This is a genomic window from Flavobacterium sp. HBTb2-11-1 (genome assembly GCF_009826975.1).
GTDB lineage: Bacteria > Bacteroidota > Bacteroidia > Flavobacteriales > Flavobacteriaceae > Flavobacterium.
In genome coordinates this window covers 101,809-114,522 of sequence record NZ_WUMO01000005.1, presented here as the reverse complement: position 1 = coordinate 114,522, position 12,714 = coordinate 101,809, and the positions used below count along the sequence as shown (strand labels likewise).

General features: G+C 32.5%; 9 protein-coding genes. 3 read left to right on the top strand and 6 right to left on the bottom strand.

Going from position 1 to position 12,714, the window contains the following annotated elements; genetic code table 11:
* The first annotated feature begins 78 nt into the window (after positions 1 to 78).
* Positions 79 to 1,539, top strand: a complete 1,461-nt coding sequence (locus GR162_RS12240; protein ID WP_008462537.1) for a TonB-dependent receptor — start codon at positions 79 to 81, stop codon at positions 1,537 to 1,539.
* Positions 1,540 to 1,636: 97 nt separating this feature from the next.
* Here GR162_RS12240 and bcp read toward each other — a convergent pair whose 3' ends face one another.
* On the bottom strand, positions 1,637 to 2,089 hold the full coding sequence (gene bcp, locus GR162_RS12235; RefSeq protein ID WP_160782399.1) for a thioredoxin-dependent thiol peroxidase: 453 nt from the start codon (positions 2,087 to 2,089) through the stop codon (positions 1,637 to 1,639).
* Between the two features lie 273 nt (positions 2,090 to 2,362).
* On the opposite strand from bcp, the gene nth reads away from it, so the two are divergent.
* On the top strand, positions 2,363 to 3,025 hold the full coding sequence (gene nth, locus GR162_RS12230) for an endonuclease III (protein WP_008462535.1): 663 nt from the start codon (positions 2,363 to 2,365) through the stop codon (positions 3,023 to 3,025).
* Positions 3,026 to 3,153: 128 nt separating this feature from the next.
* Here the strand turns inward: nth and GR162_RS12225 are convergent, their stop codons facing one another.
* Positions 3,154 to 4,218 (bottom strand): lipopolysaccharide assembly protein LapB, encoded by a 1,065-nt coding sequence (locus GR162_RS12225; protein ID WP_160782398.1) that lies wholly within the window; start codon positions 4,216 to 4,218, stop codon positions 3,154 to 3,156.
* 731 nt (positions 4,219 to 4,949) lie between these two features.
* Positions 4,950 to 5,534: an RNA polymerase sigma factor gene (locus GR162_RS12220; RefSeq protein WP_160782397.1), complete on the bottom strand. Its 585-nt coding sequence runs from the start codon at positions 5,532 to 5,534 to the stop codon at positions 4,950 to 4,952.
* 526 nt (positions 5,535 to 6,060) lie between these two features.
* Here GR162_RS12220 and uvrA point away from each other — a divergent pair.
* The gene (gene uvrA / locus GR162_RS12215; protein WP_160782396.1) at positions 6,061 to 8,856 is read left to right on the top strand and encodes an excinuclease ABC subunit UvrA; all 2,796 of its coding nucleotides are present in this window, start codon (positions 6,061 to 6,063) and stop codon (positions 8,854 to 8,856) included.
* Between the two features lie 89 nt (positions 8,857 to 8,945).
* Here uvrA and GR162_RS12210 read toward each other — a convergent pair whose 3' ends face one another.
* The 3 genes from GR162_RS12210 to GR162_RS12200 all read right to left on the bottom strand — a co-directional run bounded on the left by GR162_RS12210 (position 8,946) and on the right by GR162_RS12200 (position 12,694).
* On the bottom strand, positions 8,946 to 9,194 hold the full coding sequence (locus GR162_RS12210) for a hypothetical protein (protein WP_236940403.1): 249 nt from the start codon (positions 9,192 to 9,194) through the stop codon (positions 8,946 to 8,948).
* 280 nt (positions 9,195 to 9,474) lie between these two features.
* The gene (locus GR162_RS12205; protein WP_160782395.1) at positions 9,475 to 11,127 is read right to left on the bottom strand and encodes a mechanosensitive ion channel family protein; all 1,653 of its coding nucleotides are present in this window, start codon (positions 11,125 to 11,127) and stop codon (positions 9,475 to 9,477) included.
* Between the two features lie 97 nt (positions 11,128 to 11,224).
* Positions 11,225 to 12,694 (bottom strand): polysaccharide biosynthesis C-terminal domain-containing protein, encoded by a 1,470-nt coding sequence (locus GR162_RS12200; protein ID WP_160782394.1) that lies wholly within the window; start codon positions 12,692 to 12,694, stop codon positions 11,225 to 11,227.
* Positions 12,695 to 12,714 lie beyond the last annotated feature (20 nt).

Here is a 12,714-nt window from a genome sequence, read left to right as displayed (position 1 = left end):
TTTTTTACAAAAATAGATTATTTCTCTTTCATTAGACTGCTAATTTACTAACTTTGTAACAAATCTATTTAAAACAAAATGGGTACAGAAATAAAACTCAAAGGTGACAAGGTCATCGAACAGATTCCTTCTATAAAAGACAAAGCGTTACGCATTAATTTAAACGAAAATATTTACGGAACATTTGCTGAAATTGGCGCTGGACAGGAGACTGTTAGACACTTTTTCAGATCGGGAGGTTCGTCGGGAACTATTGCAAAAGCCATGTCTGCCTATGATAAAGATTTTAGTGACGCTGTTTATGGAGCCGAAAGCGACGGAAGATATGTCACCGAAGAGCGATTAAAAAAAATGCTTACCCATGAAGGCCAAATCATCGAAGAGCGTTTAAGCCGAGAAAAACACCCTACAAAACTTTTTTTCAGTTACGCCAATACCGTTGCCACAATAGATTTTGCCAAACAATTTAAAGGTCACGGCTGGGTTGGAATTCGATATCAAATTGAACCAGACGAAGCTTATAACGAAATTATTCTTCACATTCGTTTTAAAGAGACTGATGCGAGATTACAACAAGAAACACTTGGTATTTTAGGAGTTAACTTAATTTACGGTGCTTTTTACAAATACAACGATCCAAAACGATTGCTTCGTTACTTATACGATCACTTAGACAAAGATCAATTAGAGATCGATACCATTAACTTTTCTGGACCGCGTTTTGCTGATGTAGACAATCGTCTGATGAGTTTGCAATTGGTTAAAAACGGAATGACAGATGCCGTAATGTTTAACCCAGAAGGAAAAAACATTCTGCCGGCAGCTATCTTATACAAAAAGAATCTTTTAGCTTTAAGAGGAAGTTTTCGTCCTGTTACGAAAGTAAACATGGATATGTATGAGAAATCATTAAAAATGTTCCTTGAAGAGAATAAGGTTGAAAAAAACAATACGCTTGTTATTTTTGAAATCACACTTTCGAATTTACGTTCTGATGGCGAAATTGACGAACGCGACTTTATGGACAGAGCTGAATTGCTTTGTTCGCTTGGACAAACGGTTATGATTTCGAATTTCCAAGAATATTATAAAGTGGTAGAATACTTCGCCAATTATACCAAAGCCCGTATGGGATTGGCAATGGGTGTAAACAACCTTGTCGATATTTTTGATGAGAAATACTATCGCCACTTAAGCGGAGGAATCTTAGAAGCTTTTGGTAAATTATTCTACCGTGATATGAAAGTTTTCTTATATCCAATGTTAGATGAAGATGGAACTTTAATGAACTCAAATAACTTGAAAGTTCATCCTAGAATGAAAGAATTGTACAAATTCTTTAAATTCAACGGAAAAGTAGTGGATATTGAAGATTACGATCCAAATATTTTGGATGTTTTCTCTAGAGAAGTTTTAAAAATGATCAATCAAGGCAAAAAAGGATGGGAACCAATGCTTCCGTCTGGTATTGCAGAATTAATCAAAGAACATCATCTTTTTGGATATCATCCGCAGAAAGAATTAGAACAAAATACATAAAAAAAGTCCCGAAAATATTTTCGGGACTTTTTTTATTAGTCACAGTTTTCGGTCACCGTTTTCAGTTCTTACTGCGACTGAAAACTGCGACTGAGAACTATTTCAAAATCTGAGAAGCATGCTCTTTTGTTTTTACATTCTCGATTACTTCTTCGATAATTCCTTTTTCGTCGATTACAAAAGTAGTTCTATGAATTCCGTCGTATTCTCTTCCCATGAATTTCTTTGGTCCCCAAACCCCAAAAGCATTGATAACCGATTTGTCTTCATCAGCAATTAAAGGGAAAGGCAATTCGTATTTTTCTTTGAATTTTACTTGCGCTTTTGCACTGTCAGCACTTACTCCTAAAAGTTCGTAATTATTGGCTTGAAAACGGTGAAAATTATCTCTTAAATCGCAAGCCTCTGCTGTACACCCTGGCGTACTTGCTTTTGGATAAAAGAAAACAACCAATTTTTTACCAGCATAATCTGCCAGTTTATGTGTTTTTCCGTCTTGATCTGTTCCCGAAAAGTTTGGCGCTTTATCTCCCGCTTTTAATGTTGTCATATATTTTTATTTTAGATTGTTGATTTTAGATTTATACACAAAGATAACTCACAACTCTTAACCCATAACTTATAATTTATAACTTTTTTGCCCCAGATTGAAGTGAAAACCCCGGAATTGTGATAGCTTACATTTTTTGCATTTAAAAAGCGACCAACGGAAGCTCTTTTAAATACTTAAAAATGTTGCTAGCATAATGAGGAGTTGAAACGGAAAGCTGGATTAGGCACATCATTAAAATTATACTATTTTTACGGCATTAAAAACACGGAAATGAATAAAGAAGCTCGCGTACAATTTGTTATCGACACCTTAAAAGAACTCTACCCTACTATACCTGTACCACTTGACCATAAAGACCCTTACACACTTTTGATTGCGGTTTTACTTTCTGCTCAATGCACAGATGTTCGTGTGAATCAGATTACGCCGCTTTTGTTTGCTAAAGCTGACAATCCGTACGATATGGTTAAAATGTCTATTGAGGAAATCAAAGAAATTATTCGTCCATGTGGTTTATCTCCAATGAAATCAAAAGGAATTCATGGTTTGTCTGAGATCCTGATTGAAAAACATAATGGCGAAGTTCCGCAGAGTTTTGAAGCGCTTGAAGCTTTACCTGCCGTTGGGCATAAAACGGCAAGTGTTGTCATGTCGCAAGCCTTTGGTGTCCCTGCTTTTCCTGTAGATACACACATTCATAGATTGATGTACCGATGGAATTTATCTAATGGGAAAAATGTTGCGCAAACTGAAAAAGATGCAAAGAGATTATTCCCGAGAGAATTATGGAACGACTTGCATTTGCAGATTATTTGGTACGGCCGAGAATATTCTCCTGCCCGCGGATGGAATTTAGAGAAAGATATCATCACAAGAACTGTCGGAAAGAAATCTCTAATTGAAGAATTACAAAAAACAGCATCAAAAAAATAAGGTGCAAAGATAAAATCTCTGCACCTTTATTACTTTGCAATCTTTTAATGTGCCAATTTGGTAATTAATCAATGGTCTAAAGACTTGCATTATAAATTATCTAATTATCAATTTTTCTAATTATCTCATTACATACCCGCTTTCAAAGCATTATATTCTGTTGTCATATCAAGCGATCTGTAAACGCCTAGCAATGTTTTTGTTGCATCTTGATTTTTCGGTTCAAGCGTAAGCACTTTTTTCAGATAAGGGATCGCACTTCTTGTTATGTCATCTTTTCGCGCATTAAGCTTATCATATTTCTGCATCTCAGCTGGCGAAGTTCCCAATGACGAAATTTCATCCGCTAAATCTTTCTTTATTTGCAATTTCAAATAAGCTAAATTGATATAAGCATCAACATAATTTGGATCCAATTCTAAAACATAATTATAAATGGATTCCGCTTTCGAATAATCCTTTTTCTCAAGATATGCATAGGCCAAATTGTTATTTACCTCTATTTTTTTAGAAGGCACAGATTCTGTTCTTGGCTTTTCATAAAAACCTTGCTGTATAGCCGATTCTCTAGCTTTTGGCGAAATGAAAACATCTTCTTCTTTGGTTTTCTTATTTGTAGCGTAATACAAAACTCCTTTTCCAGAATAGTTAATCTTTTTTAGAAGTTCGTAGTAGGTCACAGCAGAGTTATAATCTTTGGCATTTATAGACGATGCGGCAGCATTAAACAAGTTTAAGGTATCTTTTTTATCAAACAGATATACTTTATAGCTTTTTTCTGCACTTTCTTTGAAGTTTCCAGCTTTAAAATCTGCCATTGCACCATTTACAAGACTTGCTTTCATATCTTTTAAAGCCATATTGGCTTTAACAGTCCATTTAAATTTTCCTGATTCGTTCTCATACAAAAACACATCTTGATAGGATTGCGATGCTAATGTAAAATTATTTGCTGCATCTATATTTTTTACAGCCAAATCTTTTAAGACGTTACCTTTTAAAAAGTAGTAATCAGATTTGTCTTCATCAGATGCGTTAAGAATAAGATATTCTGTTTTAGTTAAAATCGCTAAAGCTTCCTGGCTATTTCCCTTATCAAATAAAGACTGTGCTTCCTTAATTTTGTCTTTTTGGGCAAATGCGCCAATGCTTATCATCAATAAGCATGACAACACTTTAATGTTCTCTTTCATTTTGCGGTTAAGTTTTGGTGATTAAATGATTTTCTTAGTTTGTTTTGAGGTACAGTAAGAAGAGATAATTAAACTGGTTCGAAAATTATCCTTATTACCATTTTATGAGAAACATTTGCTGGTCCAAATTGTCACTCAAAAATCAAATAGGCATCAAACTTAACAAAATAAAGCAGGGTAGTTTTTCTTCATAAACAATCTGTTTTGGGGTTAAATATTTAATTTTTAATGTATTGTTTTCCTAATTCTTAACTCAAACTGAATTTTAAATGCGAATAACTCTTTACAAAAGCATTTTTACCGAATAAAAAACCAGTTTTTTAACTAAAATAGAATTAAAAATCAAACAAACATATAAAATCCAATCAAAATATTAAATTTTAACAAATTAAAGAGAAAAATGCTGTAAAACCTTATACTTTTTTTTAAACAAAAAAACTCACTACTTGCATATAGAATATACAAACAGTGAGCTCTTAAACCAAAACGACCATTTGGTTTGTTTTTTATAAACATCCGACAGGAGCAGTGGGCTGTTTAGTTAGCTATAATCTCAAAATTTTTATCGTCAATCTTAACAACAGTCAAGGCTTTCGAGTAATTCAATAAAAAAGAAACAACTTCTTTTTTAGGTTTAAGATTTTTAGAAGCTAGTGCTTTTTTTGAGTAAATTTTCCCCATACTATCAAAATGTTTTATACTAGTATAACGGGCTAATTATCAAAATAGTATTAGTTGGTTAAAATAATTTGATGTTTATCTATTATTTTTCTCAAATTCATCAGTGCATAACGCATTCTTCCAAGCGCTGTATTGATGCTTACGCCTGTTACTTCTGAGATTTCTTTAAAACTCATATCTTGGTACATACGCATTACAAGCACCTCTTTTTGATCTTCTGGAAGTTCTTCGATTAGTTTCTTTAAATCAAGTTCGACTTGATCTACAATCATTTTACCTTCAATTGTAAGCGCATCATCTGACATAACAGAGAAGATAGAAAACTCTTCTGTTTCTCTATACATTGGCATCTTCTTCGTTTTTCTAAAATGATCCACGATTAAGTTATGAGAAATACGCATTACCCAAGGCAAAAATTTACCTTCTTCGTTATACGAATTGCTTTTTAAAGTTTTGATTACTTTAATAAATGTGTCTTGAAAAATATCATTTGAAATATCTCTATCAGCGATCTTAGAATATATAAAACCATATATCTTAGATTCGTGCCTTTTTATTAATGTTGCCAGTGCAGCTTCGCTACCGTCAACATAACTTTTTACTAATAGAGCGTCTGGAGTATGCAGATCAGCCATAATAACTACTTTTTTAGTTTTATTTTAAAATTTGGAGTATTTTCTAAAAAGTAGTTTTTTTATATAGGCGTTATCTTTTTTTAGTTATGTTAATATTGTGACCAAATTTAACAAATTTTACTTTTAAAAAGCAAATAAAAATTATTAATTATTATTAGTAAAACTTTTATTAATGTATATTAAACATAATATTTACGTAAAAAGAGCTAAAAATCCATAAAAGAAAAGCTCAGCAAAAGCATTAAAAAACAAACGTAAATACCTTACAATTAACAATATATAATTAAATCAGTACACTAAATCGAAATTTAAATTACAATTTTTCCTGAAATAAATCTACAAATTCTCGATAATTTTCTAAAAAAGACTTTAAAGTGCATCTTTTCATATTTTAAAAACAGATTTTCTGGCGGCAAAAAGATTCATTAGAAAGCATTTTATTATGATAAAATAGTTAAGATTTGGAACTAAATCCTTAACTAAATCCAATCTAAAATTGATTACTTTTGTAAAAATTGACTTTTTTATGCAAATTGACCTTTCTAAAATAGATCCAAAATCAAATATTATAATTAAAGGAGCCCAGGTACATAATTTAAAAAATGTAGATGTCGTTATTCCGAGAAATAAACTGGTTGTCATTACAGGTCTTTCAGGATCAGGGAAATCAAGTTTAGCTTTTGATACTTTATATGCCGAAGGACAAAGACGTTACGTAGAAAGTTTATCTTCTTATGCTCGTCAGTTTTTAGGTCGTTTAGATAAACCTAAAGTAGAATACATTAAAGGTATTGCTCCGGCAATTGCTATTGAGCAAAAAGTTAATACGACCAACGCTCGTTCGACTGTCGGGACTTCTACAGAGATTTACGATTATATCAAACTTTTGTTTGCTAGAATTGGGCGAACATACTCTCCTATTTCTGGACAAGAAGTTAAAAAAAATACGGTTACAGATGTTATTTCTGATGTCAAAAGCCTTCCTCTAGAAAGCAGATGGCTGCTACTTGCTCCCATTCACTTAGAGGAAGGAAGACAGCTTGAAGATAAACTGAAAGTACTTTTACAGCAAGGTTTTGCACGTATTTTGGTTGATAACGAAATGGTTCGCTTGGATGAATTTTCTGCTTCAGATTTACATCAATTTGACAATAAAGATATTCTTCTTATTATTGACCGTATTGTCGTTAAGGATGAAGAAGAATTCTACAATCGCTTAGCCGATGCTGTTCAGACTGCTTTTTTTGAAGGAAAAGGAATTTGTTTTCTTCAGGAACTAAATGGCGAAAAGAGATTTTCGTATTCGAATAATTTTGAACTTGACGGAATAACCTTTCTAGAGCCAAACGTCCATTTATTCAGTTTCAACAATCCGTATGGGGCTTGTCCTGTTTGTGAAGGTTACGGAAACATCATTGGAATTGATGCTGATTTAGTTGTTCCAAACACTTCTTTATCAGTTTACGAAAGTGCTATTTATCCGTGGCGCGGTGAAAGCATGAGCTGGTATAAAGATGAATTGGTAAAACATGCTTATAAATTTGATTTCCCAATTCATAAACCTTATTTTCAATTAACGGAAGAACAAAAGGATTTAATTTGGACTGGAAATCAATATTTTCAAGGTCTGAATGATTTCTTCAGAGAATTGGAAGAAAAAAATTATAAGATTCAAAATCGTGTCATGCTATCACGCTATCGTGGTAAAACGAAATGTCATGCGTGTAAAGGCAAACGCTTGCGCGAAGAAGCCTCTTATGTAAAAATCAACGGAAAAACAGTTTCTGATTTGGTGGATTTACCGATTAAACATTTAGTTTCTTTTTTCAAAAACATCGAATTAAATCAGTACGAACAACAGATTGTAAAACGATTAATGATTGAAATTAATAATCGTTTGTCTTTTTTATCGGAAGTTGGTTTAGATTACCTTACTCTAAATAGAAATTCTGCAACTCTTTCTGGAGGGGAATCGCAGCGAATTAATTTGGCAACCTCTCTAGGAAGCAGTTTAGTTGGATCGATGTATATTCTAGACGAACCAAGTATTGGTCTGCACCCTAAAGATTCTGAAAGACTAATCAAAGTATTGCTTTCTCTTCGTGATCTTGGGAACACTGTAATTGTGGTTGAACATGATGAAGACATTATGAAAGCGGCCGATATGATTATTGACATTGGTCCTGAGGCTGGAACTTTTGGAGGAAAATTGGTTGCTCAGGGAACTTATGACGAAATTTTACAGTCAGATTCTTTAACTGCAAAATATTTAAATGGCGATTTAGAGATTTCTGTACCTAAACGAAGAAGAAAATTCAAGAATCATATTGATATCATCGGCGCACGAGAAAACAATTTAAAAAATATTGACGTTACTTTTCCTTTAGATGTTTTAACCGTTGTTACAGGTGTTTCTGGAAGCGGAAAAAGTACTTTGATTAAGAAAATTTTGTTTCCTGCCGTTCAGAAAAAATTAGAAAGCGCTGCCGAAAAAGCAGGACAATTTTCTGAGATTTCAGGATCATTTTCTCAGATTAAGCATATTGAATACGTAGATCAAAATCCGATCGGAAGAAGTTCGAGATCAAATCCGGTAACGTATATCAAAGCTTATGATGATATTCGTGACTTGTATGCCAAAGAAAAATTATCAAAAATAAGAGGTTATCAGGCCAAACATTTTTCTTTTAATGTCGACGGAGGACGCTGCGAAACTTGTAAAGGAGAAGGTTCTATAAATGTTGAAATGGTTTTTATGGCCGACGTTTCACTGCCTTGTGAAACCTGCGGAGGAAAACGATTTAAAAAAGAGATTTTAGAAGTCACTTTTGACAATCAAAATATCAATGACATTCTTACCATGACAATTGATGATGCGATTGCTTTTTTCGAAAAAAACAAGCAGTCCAAAATCACTCAAAAATTACAGCCTCTTCAAGATGTTGGTTTAGGATATGTTCAATTAGGACAATCTTCTTCTACTCTTTCTGGTGGAGAAGCACAGCGTATAAAATTGGCTTCTTTTCTAGTAAAAGGTGCTACAAAAGAAAAAGCATTGTTTGTTTTTGACGAACCTACGACAGGTCTTCACTTTCATGACATCAAAAAACTTTTGGCTTCGTTTGATGCTTTAATAGACAAAGGACATTCGATAATTGTAATCGAACATAATCTGGATCTAATAAAATGCGCGGACTGGATACTTGATTTAGGACCTGAAGGCGGAGAAAACGGAGGACATCTGTTAGCATCTGGAACTCCAGAAGATATTGTAAAAGTAAAAGAATCTGTAACAGGGATTTATTTAAAAGACAAATTGTAATATATAAACGTTTTTCAATAACAAAGCCATAAATACAATTGATTAGTTTGTATTTATGGCTTTACATTTTATTTGTCTTTTTAATGTTCTTAAGCCACTAAACATCTTTCCTCAAAAGGAAGACCATCTTCGTCAATAGCTACTAAAATCTTTTTCTGTTTTGAAGCCTCAAAAGTGAGATAAAGCCAAGCAAATGACCACAAACCTAGAGTTAAACAGAAAATCATAAAATTTAAACTGTGGTTAACCACTTTTCCTCCTTTAGATAAAACTGCAAAAAGCAATTCATCGTTTCTTTCTTCTAAAGTAAATCCATTATGAACTTTGTTTGATATCATATTAGAAAATACTTGCATGCTTTGTTCATGGCTGAGATGATTGTACTTCATAATTACTAATCTACAATTAATTTTGGTTAGACTTTTATTTGTAATTTCCTGCAAAAATATTCAATTCTAAAAAATAAAAAAATACCTACATTTAATCATTTTGTTAGAAAAAAAACTGCGTTTTGAGCAAAGTACTGCTAAACATTCATGATAAAGTTAATTTTTATTCAATTAATTACAAAGTATTCAAGTGTTAAAGTTTTAAATTTAATCTCTCGTTATCAATTATTTAACTTTTGTTCTTAATATTAAAAACCGGAGATTCATAATCTTCTTTTAAATAATTTGGCGGAATAGTTGTGGTGTTTCCATCTCGTAAAGCGCTGTAGTGAGGTGACATGATCTCGATTCCAGCCGCATTAAAAGAATCTTGAATATTCTGATGAAGCGAAGAATAAATACGGGGCTGCTTTGTTGGCTCTTTCGTATAAACGTTAATCTGGTACGAAACATAAAAATCGTCTAAACTGGTTTGCAGCACAAATGGTTTAGGCTCTTTTTCGGTCATTTCTGTTTTTAAAGCCGCATCAATCAAAGCTGCATGAATGTCTTTCCACGGCACATCATATCCAATTGTAACCGTGGTATGAATTAACAATCCGTTAGTGGCCTGATTCGTATTTGCTGAATAATTTGTTGAAGTACTCGACAAAACAGTCGCATTTGGAATTGTAATATCTTCAAATTTTGGTGTTCTGATTCGGGTTACCAATGCTGTTTTTTCTATTACTTCTCCGCTTACATCTCCAATTTTAATATAATCACCAATTTTAAATGGACGCATGTACGTAATAACCAAACCTGCCACCATGTTGGCAATAGCATTGGAAGAACCGAGTGAAAACAAAACTCCTACAAATACCGAAACACCTTTGAAAATTGGAGAATCTGAGCCTGGCAAATACGGAAAAATAATCACCAACATGAAAGCATACATCAAAAGACGGATAACATTGAAAGTCGGCAATGCCCAATCGCTATAAAAACCGTTAATTTTTATGTTTTCTGATTTTATTTCGTAAAAGAAAAACTTAATTATTTTAAGCGAATATTTAAAAATAATGATGATTACAACAATGGTAAACAAGCTCGGAAGAAAACCAACAAATCCCATAAAGGCAGATTTTGCAGGCGTTAAAATCCATCTGAGCAATGTTGTTGTATAATCTTTTGTAGCTGGAAAAATGCTAAATAATACAGGAAGCGAAAGATATACGATTAATATTAGCGTTATTATTTTTATAACGCCGAAGATTCTTAGCAATAAAATCAGTTGCTTCTCTGGAGATAATATTTTAATGGAATTATAATGCACTCCTTTAAAATACTTCGCTCTATTTTTTACAACATAGTTTTTGATGAAGTTAAAAATTTTGGCAGTCAAAAATAAAATCAAACCAATTATCAAAACCAATAACGCTGTATAGCCTATTCGTTTTGGCAATTGCGAGTAATTTTCATTCTGATATATTATCGCACTTTTAATCTTCGCCAGGTTGCGATTGGCAATATTGGCTATCGTGGTATTTTCTGCCTTTGCATCAGCATCCAAAACAGACATGATAACAAAATCGTTTTGGTAAACAATATCCATAGAAACGTCTGACGGCACGATTTTAATAGAATCTTTTTCAAAAAAAGATTCATTGTAAAGTCTTTTGATTTTATTGGAAATGTATTCTGCGCGTTCTTTTGCAGAAAAAGAACCCACATTATGGTAAACAAAAAAAAGTGTGTCCTTAAAAGGTTTTACTGGGTAACCTTTTAGTTTTATTGCTATAGAATCTTTTTCAGAGTTTTTCAGATTATTTTTCTGAGCCATTACTGAAAAAGAAAACAAGACAAAAAAGAAAGCTAATAACCTAAGTACTTTTATTTTCATATTTAATTAGAAATAAATTAGTTATCCTTTCTAACAAATATAGAAACAAAAAAGTTACGATTTTTTAAATCGCTTTCTTTTTTACAGAAAAATCAGATCAAATTTTAAAGCCCAACTTTTTGAAAATTGAATCAATTACATTGTTAATATCTGGAGATATCTTGAATTTATAATTCAAATACAGATATACAATAGTTACTATTATCGATTTTAAAGCAATACTGATTAGTTGAAAAAATGGAAATTCCCAGAAATAAAACAGTAAAAACAATACAAATGTTAAAACCATCGAATGAATCGTCTGTTTGGTAAAAGGGTACAAATCAAGCTTCTTAACCACAAAAAGCAATTTAGCCAAACTGTATAACGTAATAGACAAAAGTGTCGCAAATGCAGAACCCATAATGCCAAAATGAGGAATAAACAGCATGTTTAAAATCACAGTTAAAACCACCAGCATCAATCCCAAATACAATACCATACGGTAATATTTGGTATTAAAAATAATGGCATTGTTATTTCCTAAAATCAGATCAAAATATTTAGAAAGACCAATCATAAATACAACCGAGATACCGCCACTGTACTCTTTTGGAACCAATTCGTACAATTGATTAATATTCACAAAAATGCATAACATTACAAATCCACCGACAATCTGTAAGTTAATAGATGTTTTTTTGTATAGCTGATTCAATTCGTCGTGTTTATTTTCATGCATTAATTTGGCTGTAATTGGATACACGATTTGATGCATAGCGCGGCTCGGTACTGAAATAACCAAAGCGATATAAGTTGCTACAGAATAGTAGGCAATATTTTCAATCTTCATATATTGATTCAGCATCAGTTTATCGCCGTCGAGAAGCAAATTGGCTACACTTCCTGAAAGAATAATATAAAAAGTATATTCCATTACTGCTTTTACATTCTCAGGTATTGTAATCTGGAAATTTGGCTTTTTGATATAAAATGCATAAAACATCGTAATCAGAAATGCAAAAAAATAAATTCCTGCTGTTATGTACACAAATCCAACTAGGGAAATCCAATTGAAATATAAACCAATTAAAGCAAATGTAGAAAGCAGCCTCAATCCAACTTCTTTGATAAAATTTCCAAAGACTGAGTGCATATGCACTCGCGCCCAAGCATAAAAAATTTCAAAATAAGCCATACAGATTCCGATAAACGGAATAAGAAGCATAAACTCACGGACAACCGGATTTTCTTTAGAAACAAAATCCGTAATATCGTCGTAGAAGAAGATTCCAATAAGGCCTAACGGAATACACATTAAAATCGGGAACAGCGCTGTAAAAGACAAAAATTGCTCTCTTTCTTCTTCTGTTTTATACTGCGAATAAAATTTCACAAGCGTATTCTGCATTCCGATTGCAAACAAAGGCATAATTACGTTTGCTGCAGAAGTAATGTAATTGGTTAATGCGTAATAAGTTGCCCCAAGAAAAACGGGATAAAGATATAAGGTATTAATGGCTCCGATACCAAAACCAATGTATGTAATTATAGTGTTTTTAAAAGACTGATTTAAGACAATACCCATTTGTTGAGTTTAGATTGTAT

Coding starts and splice junctions, on each gene's coding strand:
- GR162_RS12240 (WP_008462537.1), top strand. CDS start 79: ATGGGTACAGAAATAAAACTCAAAGGTGACAAGGTCATCGAACAGATT.
- bcp (WP_160782399.1), bottom strand. CDS start 2,089: ATGACAACATTAAAAGCGGGAGATAAAGCGCCAAACTTTTCGGGAACA.
- nth (WP_008462535.1), top strand. CDS start 2,363: ATGAATAAAGAAGCTCGCGTACAATTTGTTATCGACACCTTAAAAGAA.
- GR162_RS12225 (WP_160782398.1), bottom strand. CDS start 4,218: ATGAAAGAGAACATTAAAGTGTTGTCATGCTTATTGATGATAAGCATT.
- GR162_RS12220 (WP_160782397.1), bottom strand. CDS start 5,534: ATGGCTGATCTGCATACTCCAGACGCTCTATTAGTAAAAAGTTATGTT.
- uvrA (WP_160782396.1), top strand. CDS start 6,061: ATGCAAATTGACCTTTCTAAAATAGATCCAAAATCAAATATTATAATT.
- GR162_RS12210 (WP_236940403.1), bottom strand. CDS start 9,194: ATGATATCAAACAAAGTTCATAATGGATTTACTTTAGAAGAAAGAAAC.
- GR162_RS12205 (WP_160782395.1), bottom strand. CDS start 11,127: ATGAAAATAAAAGTACTTAGGTTATTAGCTTTCTTTTTTGTCTTGTTT.
- GR162_RS12200 (WP_160782394.1), bottom strand. CDS start 12,694: ATGGGTATTGTCTTAAATCAGTCTTTTAAAAACACTATAATTACATAC.